We start from the raw sequence: 25100 nt of genomic DNA on the forward strand, positions 1-25100 counted from the left end.
TCTATTTTATTAAGGGTAAAGCAATTCAGGTCTTAACAGACATCCTTTAGGAGTCTGGCGCTGTTTTTGCTTATTCATTATTATTTCCCTTGGTTATTACAGCGATGAAACTTCACATTGAACGCCGTTATGTAGAACATCTAATCGACACTTTTCCACATTTACAAAGTTTGCGAGAACAACTACGACTGGGCAATAAAGCAGAAGTTTTTTACCAGCAGTTACAGACCGAGGAATGGGAATTTTTACAACAACTTTATCACTCGGCGGGTGCCAACATGCAAAACCAGGCTGCTTTGCTGTCTAGTTTGCAATCCGCGCATCTTGCGACACAAGAACGTTTTCAACCAGAAAACTTAGAACAGTTATTACCCGCCATAACGCATTATTTAATTGAAGATGCCATACGTGGCTGGATATTTCATGCGGATGCCAAAGGTCGTACCAGTGCTTTTTTGATAACCCGTATTGATTACACCCCGCCAGGCGAAGAAGAAGCGGGACGCATTATTATAGAATTGAAAGCAAATACCAAAGCTAAAATTGTTAGTGAATCATTGATGATTCGTGCTAAAGACATTTCCGGTTTAACCATTGCAGAAATATTCGCTGCCAAAGGTTTTCTAAAAGAAACAGCAGAACTGATAGCTCATTATGACATCACTGCCAGTCATTATTTCGACTGGCGTAGCCGCTATGGTGAACAGTTTTCTGGCTGGGGTACTGCCATTTTTGCCGAAGACCCAACCGCCAGCCATCGTAGTAATGATTGGACACGTAAAAATAGCGTAGTACTGTCATCGGCAGGCGGAGCCTGTCGCCTGGTTAATGATGAAAACATCATTAGTGACCGCGCTTTAAGTTTAGAAGCTACTGGAGATATTCTAGGTAAATATCTGCGCAAAGCAGGTAAAAGTTTACGTTATGATAGTAAAACCGAACATGCTATGGAGGCAAATAAAGCCGAAATTCCTAAAGGTGCATTCACCGAACTGCCGGTACATGGTTATATATTAATGTTTCATCTGGAACTCCATCATCATGTATGGGCGCATGTTGATGATATAGAGCCATATCAATATAAACCCACTCTAAAACAAAAATTGATTCTACCACCAGAACAAACGGATTTGATAGATATCCTAACAGCAGAAATGGATATGCTAACGGATGACATTGTCGCCGGTAAATCGGGAGGCACCACCGTACTTTGCGCAGGACCTGCCGGTGTTGGAAAAACCCTGACCGCAGAAGTCTATTCTGAAATTATCAAACGCCCCTTATATCGAGTTCACTCCGGACAATTAGGACTTAATGTAGCCGAAATGGAAAAAGTGCTGAAAGATACCTTGATTCGCGCTCAACGCTGGGGAGCAGTCATGTTAATTGATGAAGCGGATGTCTATATCAAACGTCGTAATGATAATCTGGCGTCAAATGCCGTGGTGGGAGTATTTCTAAGGGTATTGGAATATTTCAACGGCTTATTGTTTCTAACCACTAATCGTGTCGATGATATTGACGAAGCCATTATTTCCCGCTGTATTGCACTGATAAAATATCATGCGCCTCATCAGGCTGATAGGCGTAAAATCTGGCAGGTAATGACCGAACAATTTGCTCTGCCCGTAGATACTGTTTTACTGGATCAATTAGCCACTGTTTTCCCTACCGCCACAGGCCGGGACATTAAAGGCTTAACCAAACTGGTTGCAAAATTTTGCCTGCAAAAACAACTTGAGCCGAATATGGAGGTTTTTAAACGCTGTTCGGTATTTAGAGGTTTAGAAATTGTAGAAAGCACCGATTAGATACCACTTGGCGGTTAACCCAAAATGATCTTAGCTCTATAAGTCAAAATTAACGGGCTGATTGGTATTAACATCCAAAAATGTAAGCACCTTATTACGACCACTCCGTTTAGCTTGATATAAAGCTTGATCTGCATAATGTAGCAGAGCAGATAATTCAGTTATCTGCTCGGTGAGCCACACAACACCTATAGAAGTTGTAAAACTTAGTATTTGCTTGTCATCAATACTAATATCGGCATTGGCGAACAGCCCTCTTAATCTTTCCGCGACTTCAATGGCTTCTTTCCCTTGCGTTTCAGGAAGCAATATAACAAATTCTTCGCCACCCAGCCGCCCCATTACATCCACATCGCGTAATGCAGACTGACAAACCTCGCTAACTTTTTGTAAAACCCTGTCACCAATTTGATGCCCGTAATTATCATTAATTTTTTTAAAGTGATCCAAATCTAGCATTAGCAACGAAACAGTACCGCCATAGCGTTGAATTCGCAATAACTCAGCCTCTGCTAACTCCATAAAATAACCGCGATTTGACAAGCCAGTCAGAAAATCGACATGCGCCATATGCTCATATTTTTTTTGTAATTGCTGTCGCTCAGTAATGTTATCGAAAATTATCATAAAAAAATCATTTCCCGTACTATAAATAGATAGAGAAAACCAGGCCGTTAAACTCTTTAAATAAATTTCAAATTTTTCTGGAAAAGTACTAATCACAACCCGTTCCAAAACTTCAAACAACTCAGGATTGGTTTGTCTAATTTCCGGTATTACTTCGGTAACGGTTTTACCGTTTACATTTTTTAATCCCGTTATCGGCTCAAATCCTGGATTAACTTCAAGAAAGATAAAATCGTTAATTTGCTTATCGCCATAAAGCATTTGGCAATAAGCAACCCCCCCCAACATGTTTTCAAATAGTGATCGATATCGGATTTCACTATTGCGCAAACTATTTTCTATGGCTATACGTTCTTCGATTTCTGTAGACAAAATGCTATTGTAACTACGCAACTCAGTTTCTGCGTAAGCAAGACGCCGATTCATTTTCAATAAATAGGAAGTGATTGTGGCTATCAGCATAATAGTAGCCAAGGAAGCCACTAAGGCCACTAACACCCAACGAGGCAGGTGTTTAGGTGCCAAATCATAGACAAATCCTTCAAGGTTTTGCGTATGTTTTACCATTCCAGCCTGCACGAAAGAATCTGCCATACGTTGAAAACGCTCTGGATTTATATGACCAATCTCTATTAAATCCGGCAAAATCAGTTTGCGCATTTCTGCCGCTTCATTTTGCAGATGATTTCGGGATTTTTCTACAGCATAATGATTTATCAATAGATCGATAATCTCTTCTGGATGCGCCATCGCATAAGACCAACCTTTTAAAGTAGCCCTGCGTATGGCATCGACACGCTTTGGATGATTGAATAACTCTGCTTCGGAAGTAAATAGAATATCACTGTAAAAATCGATCCTATAATTATTAGGATCAATAATATCGTAGGGAATGCCTCGCTCTTCTAGCACATAAGGCTCGTTAGTAATATAGGCGTTAAAGACATCGACTTTGCCGGAGATTAAATCCTCTATATTATAACTGCTGGGCATAATGTTCAGTTGAGCCAGCGATATACCTTCGTTCAAAAACATGGTAAGAAAATCTGCATCTTGATCAGAATGCATCAGCATAATTTTTTTACCAATCAGTTTATGAACTTTATCAATTTTTGAATCCTTTCGAACTAATAATATGGAGGGTGAGTGTTGAAAAATCGCCGCCAGGGCAATCAACGGCTTGCCTTGCAGCCGCCTGAACAAGACTTCGCTATTACCCTCTGCATATTGAGCATGACCGGATAAAACTGCTTCTACCGGCTGATGTAAAGGATCTCCAGGGTGCAACCTGACATCCAAACCTTCTTCTGCATAGTATCCTTTTTCTAATGCAGCATAATAACCCGCAAACTGGAACTGATGATGCCAGCGCAATTGCAGATCGACAATTTGCTTTTGCGGTAAAGGTACCGCATATGCCGTATTTATGAACCCTATAAAATGGTAGGCCAATAAAAACCAGCTAATCCTAAATACTTTCTGTAGAACTAAAAACGCACAACGACTAATAAATAAATGAATACTATCAACGAGTTTTTTCTGGGTTACACCCTTAAGCTTAGCCACTACTAATTGAAGCAATGCCCTTCTCCAGTATAAACTATGATTATTTTTAAAAACCTGATACTGATTGAAAATATCAACCTAGTATTAACGCAGATAAATCACCGCAATTCTGTGAAGAATTAAACATAAAATTGTGAAAATTCTCACACACTTTGACAATAACCGCATTTTTATCGAGATTACGTTACACTGCCAAATAGCCCATACTTCATTGTTAAAATCTAATGTTAGACGCCATCCCACCACTGCTATTGCAATTTATAATGACCATAGTGTTATCATTTATTGTGGGTCTTGAGTTTCACCATTACCTTCGTATCAACACCTATCCGAATCGATTTGGCAGTACCCGCACCCTGGTTTTGATTGGTATATTAGGTTTCATTTTATATCAAATCGACAGTTCAAGCCGTCTCTTGATCACTGGAATGGGGGTGTTAAGCCTATTTTTAGGCATTTACTACTGGCGAGAAACAGCAGAAAAGCGCTTTTCTTTATTCGAAATTTTTGTTGCATTGCTAGTCTTCCTGATTGGACCTATTAGTCTTTATTTTCCCAACTGGTTTTTAGTACTGTTTGTGGTTTTGCTGATATTAATCCTCAACGAAAGGCCGTTGATTCATCAATTTTCCGAAAACCTGACCAATACAGAAATAGTAACACTGGCAAAGTTTTTGTTGATTTGTGGGGTAATACTGCCTTTGTTACCCGACACACAAATTCTACCTGATCTGCCTATCACTTTTTATAAAGCCTGGATTTCTGTCATAGTGGTGTCTGGGTTTTCGTACTTAAGCTATTTGGCACAAACTTATTTTTTCAAAAGCCGAGGTTTGCTGCTCAGCGGTTTGTTAGGTGGACTTTATTCCAGCACGGCAATATCGGTGGTCATTGGTCGACGTGCGCAAAAAATGCCTACTGATAGAAGTATGGTTTCCGCCGCTTTAATCATGGCGACAGCTATGATGTATTTAAGATTGCTATTAATAATGTTCTTTCTGGATATTAGAACGGGCAAGGACTTATTACTCCCCTTTACAACACTCATTATTCTGTCGTGTATTGCCACCTTAGGATTACTGCATTATCGAAAACCGACGACACCTCCACAGGAAGTAAATACTAATCAACACCCCTTAGAACTTGCTACAGCAATCATATTTGCATTTATGTTCGTGTTTTTTGCCTTTATCACCCAGTATGTGATTAGTCATTTTGGTCAGCAAGGTTTGCACTTTTTATCTATTGTGGCGGGCTTTACCGATATTGATCCCTTTATTTTATCGTTGCTTTCTGGAAAATATGCCGCATCGGAAACAGAGGTAGTTTCTGCCGTGTTAATTGCCACTGGCAGCAACAATCTGTTAAAAGCAGTTTATATTGCGGTACTGGCACGAAACCAGTCCATTCGCTATGCTTGCGCTTGGTTAATCACATTGTTTATGATTACCACATGTTATGCCTTTTATTTTGTTTGAGCTTTACCTATGCAACTCTTTGCTAATTTTCTGATTTGAGACGCTGTTGAAAAAACCAAAATTAAAAGCAGTCGTTAAAAACACTCAACAAAGCGATTTCTGTCGCTGGGACGGTGATACTCTAGTGTTAAATGTGCTTGGCACTCCCGGCGCCAAGCAGGATACCATCGGTAAAGTTAAAGGTTCACAACTCAAAATTAGCGTTACGGCCCCACCAGAAGATGGCAGGGCTACTGATCATATGATTAAATTTCTGGCACGTGAATTTGGAATTAGCAGTAAAGATTTTGAAGTTGTTTTTGGTCGGTTTAATATCAATAAGCAATTACGCATTAAAGCCCCTAAAAAATTACCCGCGATTATTCGAGAACATTTAACGAATCAACAGTAGAACAGGCGTACTCCAATTAGTTTCAGGCTATTCATTCACCTATTTTAAATCAATGCAAATACTCAGCAAACTGCGTGAATTAGGGAGGTTTTTCTTGTAGAAAATAACACTCTATAACGAAGTAATGCTCGGTTTATGTATGTTTCCGAACAGACCTAGCGTGATAAAGATTCAATAATCAGAACTAACTACTGACCCAGTTTTTCAAAACCTCTAAATGCAAACAATCCGGACATCAAAACCGGATAGTTGAACTACTGTGTGAGTAGTTACAGCACTTTAAAATTAACCTGGAGAGCCGGCTTTGACTTACTGTATAGGCATCATGCTCGACACTGGACTAGTGTTTGCCTCTGACTCGCGAACTCATGCTGGGGTGGATAATATTGCCAAATTCTGCAAAATGACCGTATTTGAGCAAGAGGGGGATCGGGTAATCGTGCTATTGAGCTCCGGAAATTTGGCTGGCACACAGACTGTGATTAGTCTGCTGAAACAACGCAACGCTAAACTTGGCACACCCAATCTATGGAGTGCAGAGTCTATGTTCGACATCGCCATACTGGTGTCGGACGCCATGCGAGATGTTGATAGGCGCGATGGCAAGCACTTGGCGGCTAGCGATTTACACTTTAATGCTTCATTCATCTTGGGCGGCCAAATTACAGGTGAACCACCCCGCCTGTTTCGCATCTATGCACAAGGCAATTTTATTGAAGCTGGTTTGGAGACCCCTTATCTTCAAACTGGGGAAACAAAATACGGTAAACCTATCCTAGATAGGGTAATAACCCGTTCAACTTCGTTAAACAATGCCGCAAAATGTGTACTGGTCTCGTTCGACTCAACCATGTCCAGCAATTTGTCTGTCGGCATGCCCATAGACTTAATCTGTTATCAGCGGGACAGTCTTAGAATACAGATGCGTCGACGCTTTGACGAAGAAGATGCTTATTTTAGTACACTGGGTAAACAATGGACTGACGGCACACGACAGGTTTTTAGCCAACTGCCGAATCTGGACTGGTGAGATCGCCATACATACCAAGGGGAAATTTAGCAAAGGCCATGAGCATAGGCGAAACAAATCTGCAAGGACTGGTGATTACCTGTGAGCATGGCGGTAACAATATTCCCACTCCGTACCAAGAATTATTTCAAGACCAAGAGCTTTTGGATTCTCATCGCGGCTTTGATGCCGGCGCGCTGAGTATGGCTAGGGCTCTGGCAATAGCATTTTCCGCACCCCTGGTTTCCTCTACTATCAGCAGACTGCTAGTTGATCTGAATCGCTCTATTGGTAACCCAAGCCTGCATGCCAAAGCCATCCATAAACTACCCACTGATAAACGTAAGCAAATACTACGAGAATATTACCAACCCTATCGTACCGATGCAGAACAGGCCATCCGCCAGGTCATTGCGAAACATGGACAAGTCATTCACCTTTCATCACATAGTTTTACCCCAGTTTTGAACGGTAAAGAACGCCGTGCGGATATCGGTCTGCTCTATGATCCAATGCGCGTTGGTGAGACAACGCTATGCAAGCACTGGCAGGCAGATTTAAAAGCACACAACCCTGAGCTTATCATTCGGCGTAATTACCCTTATGCTGGCAAAGGCGACGGCTTAACCACCTGGTTGCGCAGTCAATTACCATCCGCCATTTATATGGGTATAGAGTTGGAAATTAACCAGAAATATATCATCAATGCAGGTCAGCATTGGACAACCCTGCGCAAAGTAATTATTGCATCATTAGCCAGAGTGCTGGTTAACGAACATGCACTAAATATTTGAAGTACAGATAAGTCTATCCGCAATTAATCGCCCAAGCCAGCCGCAAGGCAAAGCCGGCAAACAACAGGAATTTTAAAATGAAGATTCGCCTAGGTTATGAACTGATTTACAATTGTCCACAGCCAACTCCAATGTTGTTAACATTAAGTGTGCACTATACGCGCGTATCCGATCTAATTATTCTGGATCACATAATCTCCGATCCGCCGATTCCGCTCACAGCTTATCGCGACAACTATGGCAATTGGTGTAGCCGGATTGTAGCGCCTAAAGGTAGACTAAGCTTATCCACCGACGCACTCCTCAGAGATTGCGGCCTACCCGATCTGATTAATCTACAGGCGAGACAAACTCCGGTTGCAGAACTTCCAGATGATACGCTGATTTTTTTGCTGGGCAGCCGCTACTGCGAAACAGATCGTTTATCGGAGACTGCCTGGCGACTGTTTGAAAATACACCGAGCGGCTGGCTGCGCGTACAAGCGATTTGCGATTTCGTTAATCAGCATATCAGCTTTGGCTATCAACATGCGCGTTGCACTAAAACAGCTTGGGAGGTATATCAGGAAAAGTCCGGCGTTTGTCGAGATTATGCGCACCTCGCAATCACGCTTTGCCGCTGTATGAACATCCCGGCTCGCTACTGTACCGGCTACTTAGGCGATATGGGAACACCACCGCCCTACGGCGTTATGGATTTTGCCGGCTGGTTCGAGGCTTATCTAGACGGTCATTGGTATATCTTTGACGCCCGCAACAATATGCCACGGATCGGGCGGGTGCTGATCGCACGGGGCCGTGACGCCGCCGATGTTCCCATCAGCTGCAGCTTCGGCCCGAATACTTTGGAGAGTTTCATGGTAAGAACGGACGAAGTCAATGAGGCGTGCATGGTTTGAATCCTCATTGAGTAAATTGGCGTTTTACAGTACTTAAGAGGTATATATGGAAATACCATTTATCGTGTAGCTAAAGGCATATGGTTACATTAATTTGTTTTTGGAGCATAGTGGAACGCGAAATGGGGCTGGTAATGGCAGGAATCATGACACATACTGGGGACATGAATTATGTCATAGCCATTTTTGTAGCAGGCCTAGGGTTTCTTTCATCGGTAATCAATGCTTTTTTTTACCTTGGACGCTTTAGTAAGCGGTTTATGCAAAGCAAAATGCGTAGCTATTTCGGTCATGATATAGACAGCTGGCAATAACTATGAATGACCTGATTGAAACGCCCACATACTTCAATAGCTGGAGGTTACCAGCTATCATATTGTTATTATTAGTATGTATAAAACGCTACTAATAAACCATGTGAATATGCCTTCATTCAGCTGTAACTGTGACGTATTCAAGCATCTGTAATCACGGTAATACAAAGAGCCGTCCATACAGTATCGGTTATCGGGCCAATGGTATTCTTAAAGCAAGCGTTAATGCATTTCCAGACTGTCTTCTTCTTCATTGAACCCTTCAACTATTTCTAATTTGTTGCAAATTGTCATCCTTTGCTAGCATGTTTTGCATTTAAATGCGTGACCAGAGCACTATCCATAGTCGTGACATGCAATTGAAACCATTGCGGCAGCCGTTCTTTGACAAAAGAACGGCCAAAGCTAATTAAGCCTTTATCCATTCTGGTTTTAAATTGCTTGAATTCTCCTAACACCCGTTGGTGTTCGCCCGAATGCTCGTTTTCCGCCGGAAAAGCCGATTGCTGCATCAATTGCTTTTCGTGTTCAAAATGCTGTTCGGTATGTTCATAAAGTTGCTGGAACAAAGCCGTGAATTCTAAATTTCCGGCTGACTCCAAGGCATTCAGCAAATCGATGAAAACCTGATGATCGTTATCGATCACGCTATTACCGAGAACGATAGGCTTATCTTTATTGATGAGCGTCATATTCGATAACCTTCTTCCATCAACACCCGCCGGACAACCGGACGTGTTAGCATGAGTTGATAGTGTTTTCGGCAGTTATCCGGTAAGGTAATCGCCAATTTATCGGCCCAAAATTCGATATAAAATAAGGCAGCATCGGCTATACTGAACCCTCCCAAAGCATACTCTTGCCCCGGCAGATTTTGATTGAGAATGGCGAAGCCTTTTTCCACTAGATTACGGCCAGCCGCCTTGACAGCTTCGTAATCGTCCGGGTTGGGCGTAAATTTATCAGTAGTGAAAATTCTGGCAAAACCTTGACCATGTATCGTGCCGACAGCATAGTCCATCAGCTCTATCGCCCGGCTGTCGGCATTTGCTTCCCCAGGCAAAAGTTGCGCTTTAGGGTAGCTGCGCGCCAGCCAATAGGCAATGGCTTGAAATTCCGTCAAGGCGCTACCATCATCACGCAGCAAAACCGGGATGCTTGCTTTGGGATTTATCGCTAGATAATCCGGCGCATTTTGATCTCCAGCTAATAGATTGACGATCTGAACTTCAAAGATCAACTCCAGTTCTTCCAACAAAATATGAATTCCAGTCGAACAGGAACCCGGCGTCATAAAAAATTTCATTAGGTTTCCTCAGTACTTTCTAGCAGACCATGTTCCCGGATAAATGCCTTGAATTTCTTCATCACTGGCCGGGAAATCGCCGTTTCGGCAAGTAGACGATTTTCGTAAATCAGCATTTTGAATACTTCGTCATCTAACCGATCACGGGCCGTGGCTATTAGAGAATGTAGTGTTTCGTCCAACAATTGGCTGGGCATGTATTTGACTTGGTCGTATAACAAAGACATGACGATTTTTTCCGTTGGCCTCATTTTGCATTTTCCATCCAAAATCTTCAGCATCACCGCTACAGTGCAATCGATATATAGCGGCGAAAGCGGGTGATTTTCGAGCCATGTCGCCACTTGTTCGGAAGTCATCCGATAGACTCGCTGGCGACAGTTCTGCGCGTATAATCCAATAAGGATTCTTCTATTGCAGCATAAGCGTATTCGGAAACGGCACGAACATCGATAGCATGAACTTTTTTGGTTGGGCCTTCGCCTATGCGGGCGACGAACACTGCATAGCAATCCTTGATAGCTTCCAATATGCCGCTCATGGCGGATTCATCAGAGTGTTGCCCCAAACAGTAGTGCGCCACTTCACGAGTTTCCAGAAAATCGCATCTATCCGAAGTTGCGCTATAAATACGAAATTGCTTGGCATGACCGAAGTGTTCGTTGATGGAGATGCCATCCGTGCTGGCAACCGCAAGTTTTATAGGAAACCCGTTCATAGTAAGTTTTCTTTCCGACTTGGCAACAAAAAGACACTCTCTTCGAGCGAACAATCCGGCACCATGTTCACGATCTGAAATGACATAACAACTCCTATAATTGGTGGCAGAGCATTAGTAATGAAAATATCTAGTCTTAGATTACAACTGGGTCAACGGGAATAGCCAGACACAGCAACTCTGCCAGATGCAATGGTTTAGCAAAGCCGCCGTTAACTATTTGCTGCTGACAGGAAAAACCGCTAGTGACTATCAATGCCTCGGGTTCAGCACGCAAAGCAGGAAATAGTGCCAGTTCCGACATGGCCTGAGCATGATCATAATGCTCTGCCTCGACACCAAAATTACCGGCCATCCCGCAACAGGAGGCTTCAATCAATTCGAATTGCAGCCCCGGCACTTGCTTAAGTAATTTACGCACCGATTTGATCGAACCAACTGCCTTTTGGTGACAATGTCCATGTAGCAAAAGCTTCGTGATTGAGGGGATGGGCTGGAATGACCAAGGCCAAAGGTTAGCGTTTTGTTCTCGAACGATGAATTCTTCCAATAACAGCACTTTTTCCGCCAATTGCTTGGCCGCATCACCCAGGCCAAGTTTTAAATATTCATCACGCATACTTAGAATGCAAGAAGGTTCCAGACCAATAATAGTCCGGCCAGCAGCTATATGCTTAGCCAACGCCGCCAAAACCCGTTGCGCCTCTTCGCGAGCCTTGTCCAACATGCCATTTGAGAAATAGGTGCGACCGCAGCACAAGGGCCTGGTTGATGAATCTGAGCTCAAGGGTAGAGCGTTTATTACCTGATAACCGGCAGAGGCCAGTAAGTGATGTGCGGCTTGAACAGCGGCTGGATTAAAGTAGAGGTTAAAGGTATCTACAAACAACACCAATTGCTTGTCACAATTATCACTATCCTCATGCACATTTGCTATTTCCCCGACTTGAAAGGGTGTCGCAGCGGGTACCGGCAAAGCAAGTTTTGCACTAATACCCAAGCAGGTTTCACCTATTCTAGCTAGAACCGGAAAGCGATTGCGCAAAGTCACTAAGCTGCGCAACCCATGCCAGCGTAATATTCTAGGTAATTCAGCCCACAAACGTTGACGGAGCGGCAAGCCATTGTGAGCGACTTGCTGTCCCAAAAATTCAGCTTTGATCAGCGCCATGTCAACTTCGTTTTCACATTCCCGCTTGCAACCTTTGCAACTGACACACAAGGCCATAGCCTCAGCCAGTTCTGCGTTGAAGAAAGCCTGATTATCATTGGTCTTAAGTGCTGCTTTTAGGGCCTTGACCCGTCCCCCCGGTGACAAGCCTGGATTTTGGCTAATTCGGTAGCTTGGACACATCACGCCTTTGGCGGACGCCTGCATGCACTGGCGACTATTTATGCAAACGGCCACTGCTTTAGCAAAATCACCTCCGTGTTTAGGGATGTCGGCATAGGCATCACCCATGCCAGCATTTTCGTAGGACGACCAGTCGAGAAACAGTTTCATGTACTTTACGGTAACTTAAATACTAAATTACCAGCAAATTATACGCCACAATATAAGCTTGATACTGCTAGCCTGGCGCACAGCAGTGTTGTCATAAACTCGACAAACCGCACTTTCAGTCAGCTATAAGTAACAACTGTAGCCCCGAGCAATATCCTTCAGCCTGTTTAGATTGCAACTGGCTTTCTAAATTGCCACATTTAATTCTGACTTTTACACTTAAAGGGTAAATAAGTGCTGGCATCCTGTTTATAATCGGCTAGCATTTGCTGCTCTCTGCCGACAAAGTCGGCAATGACCTGTGCAAATCGTTCATCTTTTAACCAATGCGCTGAATAGGTAGTAACCGGCTGAAACCCCCGCGCAATTTTGTGTTCCCCTTGTGCCCCCGAATCAAAACGTTGCAATCCTTGCTTAATACAGTAATCAATCCCCTGATAATAACAAGTTTCAAAATGCAGTCCAGAATAGTCTTCTTCACATCCCCAATATCGACCATATAAACAATCGCTACCCACAAAACTCAATGCGGCAGCAATATATTGACCATCCTTAACCGCCAAAACCAACAATAACTGCTCAGCCATACTTGCCGCAATTTGCCGAAAAAATGCCAAATTTAAATACGCATACGCGCCTTTTTTTTGATAAGTCAAAACATAAAAACGGAAAAACACCTGCCACTGTTCATCGGTAATGTCTTTCCCCTCTATGCTATCCAAGTGTATACCTTCGTCCGCAACTCGGCGCCGTTCGCGCTTTAGCATTTTGCGTTTGCTAGCCGTCAAGCTTTGTAAAAAGTCGTCAAAACTTTGGTATGACTGATTAAACCAGTGAAACTGCACACCTTGGCGAATTGTCAATCCGGCTAAACGCAATTGATCAAACTGTTGTTCGGCCGGAAATAAACAATGCCAGGAAGATACATGAGTGTGTTCCGCCAGCTGCTGTATATGGCTCAAAAAATAGCTAATGACCGCCTGATTATCGCAAGTTGGCTTAATCAGCACACGCTGCCCTTGACTTGGCGTAAATGGAATAGCGGTCAATAATTTTGGATAATAGGCTAAGCCATATTGATGGTAAGCTGCCGCCCACTGTTGATCAAAAACATATTCACCCTGAGAATGTTGTTTACGATAGAGAGGCAATATGGCTAATAATTCATGATTTTGGTACAGCAGTAAATGCGATACTTGCCAACCCGTTTCTGTACTCACAGCACCACTTTGCTCCAGTGCTTGCAAAAATTCGTGCCGGATAAACGGATACCCTGGTTCTACCCATTGATTCCAGTCAGCGGCGGTGACTTCATTAATACTATTAATTTGTCTAATTTGCATACGTGCATTGTTTGTTTATAAACGCTACCCTACTCTACCATGATAACGAAACCCTTTTCTCAAGCTTGTGAAAATAATAAAGAGCCGATTTTGCAAGTTATTCGCAAAGTGTACGCTCAAGCAACCACTGTGTGGGAGATTGGCAGTGGCACCGGGCAACATGCCTGCTATTTTGCCAAACAACTCCCCTATCTGGAATGGCAACCCACGGACAGAGTTGAAAATATTGACGGTATTTGTTTATGGACAACAGAGGCACAACTAAGCAATTTAAAAAGCCCCTTAAGCTTAGCAGTACAAGATGACACTTGGCCGTGTAAAAGTATTGATGCATTATTTACGGCCAATACCTTGCACATTATGAACTGGGATGAAGTTCAACTGCTGTTTGCGCGACTTAACGTTTATCTGACTGCCAATGCAAGTGTATGCATATACGGCCCATTTAATTATAACGGCGCTTATACCAGCGAAAGTAATGCCCGTTTTGACCAATGGCTAAAAGCCCAGAATTGCTTGAGTGGCATTAAAAATTTTGAAGACATTCTAGCTCTGGCAATTAACATAGATTGTGAGCTGACTGCAGATGAGACTATGCCGGCCAATAATCGTTTACTGGTTTTTAAGAAGAAAGCGTAACTATGATGATTTGCACCTTTTACAGTGGGGATTCGGATGGATTTTAATCCCTTGATTTTTTCAGACATAGCGGGATATAGTTACGCCATATAGCATTTAGGAGGCAACGCCATGCCCCTAGCACAGTCTTTACCAATAACCGCAGCCAAGCAGTGTGTTTACCGGCAAATATGCGTTTTGCAGATTCTGTAAAAAAAGTGAGTGTGCGAACTGTTGGTCATGATCGTATCATTTCTCCAGTTTACTCAAGTTGGGACAGTTTCTTTCTGTCTGAACCAGAAGTAAGTGATGATTTTATGGCCGAGCGAGCCAGTCAGGATCAATACGAACGTGAAAGCTTGTAAACTTGGCTTATGCTGAAATATTTGCTTGATACCAATATTGTCATTTACGTCATCAAACAACACCCAATAGAAGTCTTCGCTACTTTTAACAAACATTATGGCAGAATGGCAATTTCTGTTATCACTTTAGCGGAATTGGTGCACGGTGCTGAAAAAAGTCAATTCCCGGCAAGAAATCTGTCAACGGTTGAAGATTTTTGCAGTCGTTTGCAAATTTTGCCCTATGTGGATACCGTATCCTATCACTACGGAAACATTCGAGCGCTTTAGAACAGGAGGGGAAACTGATTGGGGTTAATGACCTGCATATTGCAGCACACGCCCGCAGCCAAGATTTAGTGTTGGTCACTAATAATTTAGGTGAATTTGAACGTGTACCTGGATTATTGTTAGAAAACTGGCTGAGATGAATCCAATCAATGATTACTGCTGTCAAATATAATAGCTAGCAGAGGAATCATCTTTACCTATCTGTAATCCACAATTTATTAACTTGCAGTAACTAAAATAAAAAACAGAGGAATCAAAAATGGAAATTTTCTATTGGATTTTGTTGGTATTTGTCCTGATAACGGTAGTACTGAGCTTCTTTACGGTAAGCACCGCACAAGTGGCAATTATCACCCGCTTTGGCAAGTTTTTACGCGTTGCAAACCCCGGTTTAAACTGGAAAGTACCCTTTATTGATGCGGTAGCTGTCAGAATAAGTTTACGTGTTAATCAGATAATGCTGACCATGGAAACCAAAACCAAAGATAACGTGTTTGTCACCATCCCGATTTCTGTACAAAATCGAGTAAGGCCTGAAAAAGTTTACGATGCCTATTACAAATTATCCGATCCAGCAGAACAAATTAAATCTTATGTTGAGCAGGTCATCTTGGGGCATGTTCCCGGCATGACGCTGGATGAAGTCTTCGCCAGTCAATCTGGAATTGCTGCTGCAGTAAAGCGTGAGTTAGATGCGGATATGGAAGGCTTTGGCTATGAAATCGTTAATGTGCTAGTTACCGATATTGTACCTGATGAAAAAGTTAAATCAGCAATGAATGATATTAATGCCGCCCAACGCGAACAGGTGGCCGCCACCGCTCGTGGTGAAGCTGAAAAAATATTAGTAGTAAAAAAAGCTGAAGCCGAAGCTGAAAGTAAAGCCTTACAAGGACAAGGTATTGCCAATCAAAGAAGAGCCATTATTGAGGGACTGCGAGGGTCCATTGAACAATTCCAGAAAACCGTGGGTGATGTAACAACTGCAGAGGCCATGCAATTAGTGTTAATTACTCAGTATTTCGATACGCTTAAATCCATTGGTGAAAATGACAAAACCAACACGCTATTCATTTCGCACTCACCGGGTGCTGTCAATGACATATCTGAACAAATCATGAAATCCATGCTGGCTGCGGATAAAGCAAAAGATTAGGCTGTTATCGAAAAAGATCGACTCAAGCTTATCTTGCCTAATTGAATCAAGGCGAAATCCAGAAATTAGCTGATGGTATTTAAATTTTACGCTGCCGTTTCTATTTCTATTTTATAGACTCAGACAAGGAGTACAGGTTCTTTACGAATAATATTTCTACTTCATTGGCAGGAAGTGGTCTACTAAAATAATAACCCTGAATTTCGTCACATTTTTTTAACCTCAGAAAGTTTACTTGATCACCCGTTTCTACACCTTCAGCAATCACTTTCAGTTTAAAATTATGTGCCATGGCAATAATGGTTAACACCAAATTTTCATCTTCTTGATTTTTGGTTACATCGTTAATAAAAGCCTTGTCTATTTTTAAATTATCGAAAGGAAAACGTTTCAAATAACTCAGACTAGAATAACCGGTACCAAAATCGTCCATTGAAATCTGGATACCCAGTGCTTTTAATTTGTTCAATGTCAGCACTATTTTTTCTGGTTCCTGCATCACTGCGCCCTCGGTGACTTCCAAATCCAGATACTCAGCGTTTAGTCCGCTTTGGCTTAACACCTCTACTATTGTGTCTATAATAGTAGCACTATGTAATTGTTTGGGCGAAATGTTTACCGCCACCGTAATTTTGGGGAAACCTGCATCTAGCCAGGCCTTAGCTTGCAAACAGGCTGTTTTTAACACCCATTCTCCCATAGGTACAATTAACCCAAGCTCCTCTGCCAAAGGAATGAAATGGTCGGGTGGAATAATGCCTTTTTCTGGATGCTGCCAACGCAGTAAAGCTTCAACACCACTCACATTTCCAGTCAGTAAATTAATCTTAGGTTGATAAAAAACCACGAATTGCTCATCTTTTAACGCTTGACATAATTCCTCTTTCAGAAGCATATGATGAAGCAAACGTAGATTGAGCTCTTCTGTGTAAAACCGAAACGTATTACGCCCTCTTAGTTTGGCATCGTACATAGCAGCATCGGCATGCTGAAGCAGAACTTCTACAGTCTGTCCATCCTGCGGGTAAAAACTGATGCCAATACTGATGGTTTCTTGTAAGCTATGTCCACTAAGCTGTAGGGGCTGTGAAACCTCGGTAATGATACGCTCGGCAATTCTAGAAGCTTCTTCAAGTTGGGCGACTTCTGGAAGTATAACAACAAAACCATCACCATCGTATCGAGCTACACTATCAACAGCTCGGGTACACGTTAATAGCCGCTGAGCAGTCACTTTCAGTAGCTCATCACCTACCGAATGCCCTAGAGTATCGTTAATTATTTTAAAGTTATCAATATCCAGAAAAAATAAACAGACCTGAGTTTGGTTGCTTTCTGCAGTAATGATGATTTGTTGCAAACGCTCGCTCAGTAAATGTCGATTGATTAGCCCGGTTAATTCATCGTAATTGGCTTGATAGTTTAATTGACTCTGTTGAATAGTAAAATTATGATTAGCGACATCTAATTGTTGAGTTCGATGCTCAAGCAAGATTTGTAGCTGTTTGTTAAGTGAGTCTAATTCAGCATTTTTTTGAACAATTTCTTTTGCTAATTTATTACGCTCTTCCCGCAATTTTTTTTGTTCCAATGCATTACGGACTAATAATTTTAACTCCTGATCTTGCCAGGGCTTATTACAGTAATTATAAATACGTCCTTTGTTAACGGCATCAATAGTCGATTGCAAATCTGCATAACCCGTCAACAAAATCCTTATCGTTTCCGGCCATTTGGAAACTACTTCACATAAAAATTCCACGCCGTTCATTTCCGGCATACGCATATCGCAAAGGATCAAATCCACAGCATGCGTGTTTAGAATAACCAGACCATCAGCTCCACTTTCTGCAAGAAAAATAGTGTAATTTTCTTGATAAAATAGGCGACGCAAAGATTTCAATACATTGGGTTCATCATCTACAAACAGTAAAACTGGCTGGTGCCGAGTCATCAACGAAGAATCAATATTACTCATGCTGCATTGACGTCAACGTTGATGGGCAAAATTACACGAAAACACGTACCCACGCCGACTTTGCTGTCTATGCGAATTTCGCCCTGATGTTTTTTAATAATACTATAGGAAACAGACAAGCCCAGCCCAGTGCCTTGACCTACCGGTTTAGTGGTAAAAAACGGATCAAAAATTTTATCAATATGTTCAGGCGCAATCCCTTTACCATTATCGCTAATTTCTATCAAAATATTACCACCCTCAGCTTTGGTACTCAGCTTAATGGTGCCATTTTTTTCAATAGCGTGTGCGGCATTGACCAATAAATTCATAAATACCTGATTCAATTGCTGTGGTAAACACCATATTTGTGGAATAACACCATAGTCCTTGATAACCTGTGCTTTGTATTTAATCTCGTTATTACTAATATTTAAGGTACTATCCAGACAGCTATGCAAATCAGACCACTGCCAGACATCGCCACCCCCTGCATGTGAAAAATCTTTAAGGTCCTGCACGATTTTTTTTACTCTAGAAGCCCCTTCCTGTGACTCACTCAATAAATCGAGTACATCAACTTTAGTAAACTCCAGGTCAATCTTAGTCTTGTATTGCTGAATATGACCAACTTTTTCCGCATTCGAGCAGTCAGACTCTAGCGCCTCATACTTAGATATCAATACCAATAATTCTTCCACATATTTTTTTAATGAGCTCAGATTCGAGTTAATATAACCAATTGGGTTATTGATTTCATGAGCAACACCAGCAGCCAGTTGACCAATGGAAGATAATTTTTCCGACTGGATTAATTGACGCTGGACTTCCTGGATTTTATCCAGTGCGGACTGTAACTCCTGATTACGCTGTTTAAGTAAATCCTCAGCCAACTTATGCTGAGTAATATCAACCGTTATGCCGTCTATACGTTCCGGTGTACCGATGCTATTTCGCACCAGCCGCATATGATGAAAAAGCCAGCGTACTGATCGATCTGGACGTATAATTCGATAGGTTATGATCTGCGTGCCAGTACGCATAATCTCTTGTAAACTGGTTTCAACCCTGACTCGATCTGCCGGATCCACAATATTTAGCCATAAATTAGCATCATTTATAAAATCGTCCACCGCATAACCAGATACGTCAAATGCAGCTTTATTCAGATAGAGCAATTTTAAGGTATCAGGTTCCATCGACCAAATTATGCTATCCACTGAATCCAAAATATCAAATAAGCGTTGTTCAGAGGCTAACAGATTGGCTTTTGTGATTTGTAACAGTTGATTAGTTTCCTCATAGTGAATTTTTGTTTCGATTAACTGTTGAATACGTTGCTGCTGACTGATATGCAAACAGACATTATCAATGACCAATGCAATCAAATTAACCAGAGGTTGCCCACGCTCTAAATCTGCCTGTGTATATTGGATTTGTTGACTAAAACTACAAATACTTAACACGCCGAATACATCCTTTCTTATTTGTAATGGCCATGCCAATTGACTAACAGAGGTTTGCGTTTCAGATTCGAGTTGAGAATAATCAAAGCTAGGATCACGACTTATATTGCCATTGAGTAACATGGCTTGCCGATTATCTAATACCAAAGCCACAACCTTGTTACTGGCTGCAACGCTCTGCTCTGTTTCCAGTGCGCCCACATTGACGACTAGAGACGGAATGTTATCCTCTTCGTTTTGACACAAGGTTAATGAACCACAATCCGTAGCAAACCTTGTCAGAAAATGTTGTAGCATCCTTTCATAAACTTGTTTGGTATCATTATACTGTGTATCAATTTGTCCCAATTGGTAAAGCTCATAAATCCAGCTTAATTGTTGCGCATTATTCAAGTGCATGTGATTTTCCCAGATTTAAAGCGCAGAAAGAATTTGAGAGGCGAATTGTTCACTCGTATTAACACAAGTTTCCAGCTCCTCAATTGAAATACTCAGCCGATCTAGCACCTTTGCTCCTTCTTCCGATTCCAGCAAGGCTAGCGTTTTATTTTGCTCAACGGTGTTTATGAGAAAATTTGCGACGTAAACTAATAAACCTAATGAGATAATTTCTGTGGATGGTAGTGTTTCGTGTTGCTCAATCGCTTCTTGGATAACCCATGGCAAATTCCAATGCTGTGCCACCTTACTACCAATTTCCACATGATCAAATCCCATTAATTGTCGTTCTTTAACAACACTAATGAACTTGGCTTCTTTGGCAATCAAAGCATATTCAGTGGGAAACATCAAAACAATAACCAACTTGCCAATGTCATGTAATAACCCTGCTGTAAATGCAATATCTTCACCAATACCGATATGTGTAGCGAGTAATCTGGCGCAATTTGCCACAGCCAAACTATGATGCCAAAAAAATAGGTAATCAAAATCTTTATGCTGGGTTGGCAAACTATTCATTAAACACGTGCTGAACAACAAATCCCTAACCCGATTCATCCCCAATAGCACTATGGCTTCGCGTAAAGAGGCTATTTCACGCGGCATACCGTAAAAAGGAGAGTTGATAATACGTAAAATGTGGGCCACCATAGGTGGATCCTGGCCAATTTTTTCTGCAAGTTGCGTTAGGTTTTGATTATTCGCGGTTTGCTGCAAAGCATCTAGTAACAAAACCGGTAACGAAGGTAAATCAACCAGGCGCTCTAATTTAAGTTGCGTATTGCCATGTTCTTTTATCGACATCAACTTCCCCCGCTTGGCATAAGCATTACCACTGTGCCTTTTGATTGACTAAAATCACCCATAGCGCTTATCCATACTTGCAGAGTTCTTCCATCTTCAAGCTGTATACGTTGGGGGCCCATTGCGTGTTCACCCTGCAGTGTTGCATTTTGCAGTTGTTGGATGAGTGCATCGGGCAATAATTCGTTGGCTTGCAAACCGAGCAAACAACTGCCCTGATGATGAGGAAACAATCGATCTGCACAGCGGTTTGAGGTAGCGATCATATTGTGGTTATCAACACCAATAATCGCAATGGGCAAATTTTCAAGAATTTCTTGAGAAACTTTCAGCATGGTCATGTTATGAACAATCTCACGTGTTTTCTGCTGAACCTGTTGCTCCAAATTCTGATTAAGCCTAAACAGCTTCTCATTCGAGTCGGCAAGTTCTTTAGTCAGTCGTTGATTTTCTAACTCCATTTCATAGTACTCGAATGATTCACGTACATTTTTAAGTAGCAATTCATCATCCCAGGGTTTAGTTAGAAACTTAAAGATTGCCCCCTCATTAATGGCATTGGTCACTGACTCAAGCTCCGTATATCCAGATAAAACCAAGCGTATCGTTTTTGGATAAAGCTCTTTAACTTTACGTAAAAATTCAACTCCGGTCATTTGTGGCATACGTTGATCGGAAATAATGACACCCACGTCATTATCAATGAGCAAATTAAGTCCTTCTTCGGCGCTATGCGCTGTCAATATTCGATAGCCATCTCTACGTAGCGTACGTTTAAGCGCACTAATGATATTCGGCTCGTCGTCGACCAACAATATAGTTCTTAATACGGACATTTCTTCTATCATAATTTGATTTCTGCATTCATAAAGAGAGATTGAATACGAAGCACTTCCACCGTAGAAAACATTCAACACACTGAATTTATATCAGTTTAGACGATTTCTAAGTTTAATCACAGAATTTGCAAAACAATGTAAACGCTACAGAAATTTTAATTGCAATAGACTATGCTTTTATTTTGTTTAGGCAAAAATAAAGATCGTTCGACTATTCACTCACTTTAGTAGTGGTAGGCTAAACCATGAGCAACATAATCATTAAAATGGAACAACAACATGAGCATTTTAAATTGGAATGACCAGCTTATGGTCGGCATCACGAGTGTCGATGAACAACACAAACAATTGGTGACTTTGATTAACCAGCTGGATGAAGTGGTGGCTTTAGGTGCAGACCAACAAACGATTATCGATACAGTTAATGAATTAGTTGACTACACCATCTATCATTTCCAGCATGAAGACGAACTGATGCTTAAGGCGAATTACAACCCGGATATGCTTGCCAAACACCGAGAACAACATCAGGAGTTTGCCGATAAAATGCAAGCTGTTCAAGCAGAAGCCAAACTCAACATTCGTGTTATTTCTAAAGATTTGCTTGATTTCCTGGTCGATTGGCTCTGTCATCACACCCTCAAAACCGATAAACTGATGGCCATTAGCCTGAACCAGGGAATTGATGCGGCACAAATCAAATTCGACCATCATCAACAATACGACATTCTACATAGTAATTTATATTCTGCCTTACGTGAAAGCGAAGACCGATTCAAAGAACTCGCCGATCATTTGCCCGTTTTAATTTGGATAACAAACGCCAAAAATGTCCCCATATTCTGCAATCGATTTTGGTATAAAACCTATGGTATAGAAGCAGGACATATTGAGTGGCATACATGGTTGCAAAGTATCCATATCGATGACCGGGAAACTGTGGCACAAACCTATAAAAAAGCAGCACAAACACTCAGTAAATTCAAAATTCAATATCGTCTCTGTAACCCCAACCAAGACATCGTTTGGATTTTAGAAACAGCGGTGCCGCGTATACGTCAAAATGGTTCTTTTGCGGGACTAATGGGGTGTGGCATGGACATTACTACTCAGAAGCTGGCAGAGCAAACGCTGCTTGAAATTAATCAACAGTTAGAACTACGTGTTAATGAACGTACACAGGATTTATCAACGGCTTACCATACGCTGGAAATCGAGAAAAACCAACAAACTCTATTGAATCGGCAACTTATTGAAGCTCAGGCAAATTTAGTACAATCAGAAAAAATGGCTTCTATTGGCCAATTAGCAGCTGGGGTTGCGCATGAAATTAACAATCCGCTAGGGTATATTTATTCCAATCTGAATAGTTTAAAGCGTTATATTCAAGATCTGACACAGATTGCGGAAATGGCTGAACATTTGGCAAACATGCAAAGCATTGACTCCGCAACCCGCTTAGCCTTTACTCAGCTCAAACAAACAGTCGACTTGGAATTTATTAAGTCTGATGCTGTTGATTTGGTTAACGAATCGTTGGAGGGTGCACAACGTGCAAAAAAAATAGTGCAGGATTTAAGAGATTTTTCCAGAATGGACTCCCAGCAACTCGCCTTATTCGACCTTGAAGCCGGTATAGATGCCACTCTGAATATTGTAAACAACGAAGTCAAATATAAAGCAGAAGTTATCAAACAATACGGCGGAATCAAACCTTTTGCCTGTGTGGGCGACCAACTCAACCAGGTATTTATGAATCTGCTGATTAATGCCGCTCAAGCGATAGAAACCACAGGAAAAATTACTATCAGCACCAGTTATACGGACAATAATCAAGTCTATATCGAAATTTCTGATACCGGCATCGGTATGAGTGAAGAAACCAAATCACATATTTTTGACCCGTTTTTCACCACTAAACCGGTTGGCAAGGGTACAGGTTTAGGATTATCGGTTTCGTACAAAATAATTCAGTCTCATCAAGGTTTAATTGAGGTTGATAGCGTGTTAAATAAAGGTACTACCTTCCGTATTTATTTACCTATCCACGATGAAACTCCTGTACCGCCATCCCTTATACCATTATGAATGACATAAACATTTCACCCAATAAAGTCGCTAAGCTGCTATTTGTAGACGATGAACCTAATGTTCTCAAATCTTTACATAGACTATTTCGCAGCCCAGAATATGAAATCCACCTAGCTGAAAGTGGCATGGCTGGTTTAGAAGTCTTGAAAGCTCATGATATAGACTTGATTATTTCCGATATGCGTATGCCGCAAATGGACGGCGCTGAGTTTTTAACCCTTGCAGCAGAATCATGGCCGGACACTCTACGCATTTTACTAACAGGTTATGCCGACATTTCATCCACTATCGCTGCGGTAAATCAAGGACGCATTTATCAATACTGCACTAAACCCTGGGAAGATACCGAACTAAAATCGTTAGTTAACAATGCACTAGAACAAAAACGCATGCGTGAAGAACGTAAGCAATTGTTCGAAATAATTAATCAACAAAACCAGCAGTTGAATGAAATCAATATTAACCTGGAATTAAAAGTAGAAAAACGTACGGATCAACTCCGTAAATCGTTAGTTTCCATTGAACACGCTAACGAAGCATTGCAAAGACAATATATTGACTCGGTTAAAGTTTTCGCCAAAATCATCGAAATGCGTCCAGGCATCAAAAGCGGTCATGCCAAATATATTGCTGAAAAAGCTAAAGATATTGCTATGCGCATAAATATGGATAGCAAACAGATTAAAGATCTAGTTTTTGCTGGTTTGTTACTGCAAATTGGCAAAATAAGTTTGCCCGATAGTCTACTGACAAAAGCACAATTTTCGATGACTAGCCTAGAAAAGAATCAATTTTTCAATCATGCTAAGGAAGGTCAAAACTTGCTTAACAGTATTGAATTACTACATAACGCTGCGGAATTGATTAGCTATCAGTATGAGTATTTTAACGGCTCAGGACATCCACACGGATTTGTTGGACAAGAAATTCCTTTAGGTGCGCGCATTTTATCTGTAGTACGCGACTACATCACCTATCTTGATGGTTCTATCACTGGCAAACCGATGACAACGAATCAGGTAAAGATGCACTTGTCATCCAAAAAAAACCTTTACTATGATCCTAATGTCGTCGACGTTTTTTTAGCGTTGTTAACTGAAGCAGAAGCTGAAGCCAACAGTGATCGTCCGATCGTTGAAATATCCTGGACTCAACTGCAACCCGGTATGGAAGTTGCCGAAATTCTCTCTAACGATTTGTTGTATATTAAAGATACTATTTTGACGGAAAAACTGATTGACGATATTCTTAACCTCAGGCAGCATGGTAAAAGCTTAACGTTCCGCATTCGTCTGGGTAGCCTGGAACATAAAAAATAATCTGGATATACCCG

General features: G+C 41.5%; 24 protein-coding genes. 13 read left to right on the forward strand and 11 right to left on the reverse strand.

All coding sequences use genetic code 11. The features are described from left to right. Window positions 1–104: 104 nt before the first annotated feature. On the forward strand, window positions 105–1811 hold the full coding sequence (locus ABH008_RS18255; RefSeq protein WP_347987041.1) for an ATP-binding protein: 1707 nt from the start codon (window positions 105–107) through the stop codon (window positions 1809–1811). 36 nt (window positions 1812–1847) lie between these two features. Here the strand turns inward: ABH008_RS18255 and ABH008_RS18260 are convergent, their stop codons facing one another. After that, the gene (locus ABH008_RS18260; protein ID WP_347987042.1) at window positions 1848–4019 is read right to left on the reverse strand and encodes a diguanylate cyclase; all 2172 of its coding nucleotides are present in this window, start codon (window positions 4017–4019) and stop codon (window positions 1848–1850) included. A gap of 248 nt (window positions 4020–4267) precedes the next feature. Here ABH008_RS18260 and ABH008_RS18265 point away from each other — a divergent pair, with 248 nt between their 5' ends. The 6 genes from ABH008_RS18265 (at window position 4268) to ABH008_RS18290 (ending at window position 8889) form a co-directional block, all read left to right on the forward strand. Then, complete coding sequence (locus tag ABH008_RS18265; RefSeq protein WP_347987043.1) at window positions 4268–5482, forward strand: DUF4010 domain-containing protein; 1215 nt, start codon at window positions 4268–4270, stop codon at window positions 5480–5482. A 46-nt stretch (window positions 5483–5528) separates the two neighbouring features. Beyond that, window positions 5529–5873, forward strand: coding sequence for a DUF167 family protein (locus ABH008_RS18270; protein ID WP_347987044.1), 345 nt, complete (start codon window positions 5529–5531; stop codon window positions 5871–5873). Between the two features lie 304 nt (window positions 5874–6177). Then, a complete protein-coding gene (locus ABH008_RS18275) occupies window positions 6178–6903 on the forward strand; it encodes a peptidase (RefSeq protein WP_347987045.1) in 726 nt (241 codons plus the stop codon). Window positions 6904–6941: 38 nt separating this feature from the next. Further along, on the forward strand, window positions 6942–7676 hold the full coding sequence (locus ABH008_RS18280) for an N-formylglutamate amidohydrolase (protein ID WP_347987046.1): 735 nt from the start codon (window positions 6942–6944) through the stop codon (window positions 7674–7676). Between the two features lie 77 nt (window positions 7677–7753). Continuing rightward, entirely contained in the window at window positions 7754–8575 is an 822-nt protein-coding gene (locus ABH008_RS18285) for a transglutaminase family protein (protein ID WP_347987047.1), read from the forward strand. An 80-nt stretch (window positions 8576–8655) separates the two neighbouring features. Next, on the forward strand, window positions 8656–8889 hold the full coding sequence (locus ABH008_RS18290; protein ID WP_347987048.1) for a hypothetical protein: 234 nt from the start codon (window positions 8656–8658) through the stop codon (window positions 8887–8889). 290 nt (window positions 8890–9179) lie between these two features. Here the strand turns inward: ABH008_RS18290 and ABH008_RS18295 are convergent, their stop codons facing one another. The 6 genes from ABH008_RS18295 to ABH008_RS18320 form a co-directional block, all read right to left on the reverse strand. Next, window positions 9180–9581 carry a hemerythrin domain-containing protein gene (locus tag ABH008_RS18295; RefSeq protein ID WP_347987049.1) on the reverse strand — a complete coding sequence of 134 codons (402 nt, stop codon included), beginning with the start codon at window positions 9579–9581 and terminating at the stop codon, window positions 9180–9182. Then, a complete protein-coding gene (locus ABH008_RS18300) occupies window positions 9578–10195 on the reverse strand; it encodes a glutathione S-transferase N-terminal domain-containing protein (RefSeq protein WP_347987050.1) in 618 nt (205 codons plus the stop codon). Before ABH008_RS18300 ends, ABH008_RS18295 begins: the two co-directional genes overlap by 4 nt. Continuing rightward, window positions 10195–10554 (reverse strand): hypothetical protein, encoded by a 360-nt coding sequence (locus tag ABH008_RS18305; RefSeq protein ID WP_347987051.1) that lies wholly within the window; start codon window positions 10552–10554, stop codon window positions 10195–10197. The genes ABH008_RS18300 and ABH008_RS18305 overlap by 1 nt, the downstream gene beginning before the upstream one ends. Next, entirely contained in the window at window positions 10551–10913 is a 363-nt protein-coding gene (locus tag ABH008_RS18310) for a NifB/NifX family molybdenum-iron cluster-binding protein (protein ID WP_347987052.1), read from the reverse strand. The genes ABH008_RS18305 and ABH008_RS18310 overlap by 4 nt, the downstream gene beginning before the upstream one ends. 136 nt (window positions 10914–11049) lie before the next feature. Continuing rightward, window positions 11050–12417 (reverse strand): (Fe-S)-binding protein, encoded by a 1368-nt coding sequence (locus ABH008_RS18315; RefSeq protein WP_347987053.1) that lies wholly within the window; start codon window positions 12415–12417, stop codon window positions 11050–11052. 200 nt (window positions 12418–12617) lie between these two features. Continuing rightward, window positions 12618–13760, reverse strand: coding sequence for a GNAT family N-acetyltransferase (locus ABH008_RS18320; protein ID WP_347987054.1), 1143 nt, complete (start codon window positions 13758–13760; stop codon window positions 12618–12620). Window positions 13761–13799: 39 nt separating this feature from the next. Between ABH008_RS18320 and ABH008_RS18325 the strand changes: the two genes are divergently transcribed. From ABH008_RS18325 to ABH008_RS18340, 4 genes are all read left to right on the forward strand, one after another. After that, window positions 13800–14399: a DUF938 domain-containing protein gene (locus tag ABH008_RS18325; protein ID WP_347987055.1), complete on the forward strand. Its 600-nt coding sequence runs from the start codon at window positions 13800–13802 to the stop codon at window positions 14397–14399. A gap of 89 nt (window positions 14400–14488) precedes the next feature. Beyond that, window positions 14489–14743 (forward strand): type II toxin-antitoxin system VapB family antitoxin, encoded by a 255-nt coding sequence (gene vapB / locus ABH008_RS18330; protein ID WP_347989993.1) that lies wholly within the window; start codon window positions 14489–14491, stop codon window positions 14741–14743. A 9-nt stretch (window positions 14744–14752) separates the two neighbouring features. Next, a complete protein-coding gene (locus ABH008_RS18335; RefSeq protein ID WP_347987056.1) occupies window positions 14753–15013 on the forward strand; it encodes a PIN domain-containing protein in 261 nt (86 codons plus the stop codon). A gap of 259 nt (window positions 15014–15272) precedes the next feature. After that, a complete protein-coding gene (locus tag ABH008_RS18340) occupies window positions 15273–16169 on the forward strand; it encodes an SPFH domain-containing protein (protein WP_347987057.1) in 897 nt (298 codons plus the stop codon). Window positions 16170–16275: 106 nt separating this feature from the next. Here ABH008_RS18340 and ABH008_RS18345 read toward each other — a convergent pair whose 3' ends face one another. From ABH008_RS18345 to ABH008_RS18360, 4 genes are read right to left on the reverse strand one after another with little or no spacing between them, the layout of a single operon-like run. Beyond that, window positions 16276–18147 carry an EAL domain-containing protein gene (locus ABH008_RS18345; protein ID WP_347987058.1) on the reverse strand — a complete coding sequence of 624 codons (1872 nt, stop codon included), beginning with the start codon at window positions 18145–18147 and terminating at the stop codon, window positions 16276–16278. Beyond that, on the reverse strand, window positions 18144–19991 hold the full coding sequence (locus ABH008_RS18350) for an ATP-binding protein (protein WP_347987059.1): 1848 nt from the start codon (window positions 19989–19991) through the stop codon (window positions 18144–18146). The genes ABH008_RS18345 and ABH008_RS18350 overlap by 4 nt, the downstream gene beginning before the upstream one ends. 15 nt (window positions 19992–20006) lie before the next feature. After that, entirely contained in the window at window positions 20007–20837 is an 831-nt protein-coding gene (locus ABH008_RS18355; RefSeq protein WP_347987060.1) for an HDOD domain-containing protein, read from the reverse strand. After that, complete coding sequence (locus tag ABH008_RS18360; RefSeq protein WP_347987061.1) at window positions 20837–21685, reverse strand: response regulator; 849 nt, start codon at window positions 21683–21685, stop codon at window positions 20837–20839. Before ABH008_RS18360 ends, ABH008_RS18355 begins: the two co-directional genes overlap by 1 nt. A gap of 270 nt (window positions 21686–21955) precedes the next feature. On the opposite strand from ABH008_RS18360, the gene ABH008_RS18365 reads away from it, so the two are divergent. Beyond that, window positions 21956–23764, forward strand: a complete 1809-nt coding sequence (locus ABH008_RS18365; protein WP_347987062.1) for a bacteriohemerythrin — start codon at window positions 21956–21958, stop codon at window positions 23762–23764. Continuing rightward, window positions 23761–25086 carry an HD domain-containing phosphohydrolase gene (locus tag ABH008_RS18370; protein WP_347987063.1) on the forward strand — a complete coding sequence of 442 codons (1326 nt, stop codon included), beginning with the start codon at window positions 23761–23763 and terminating at the stop codon, window positions 25084–25086. The genes ABH008_RS18365 and ABH008_RS18370 overlap by 4 nt, the downstream gene beginning before the upstream one ends. The last annotated feature ends 14 nt before the right edge of the window (window positions 25087–25100 follow it).

Source organism: Methylomonas sp. AM2-LC (assembly GCF_039904985.1).
Classification (GTDB): Bacteria; Pseudomonadota; Gammaproteobacteria; order Methylococcales; family Methylomonadaceae; genus Methylomonas.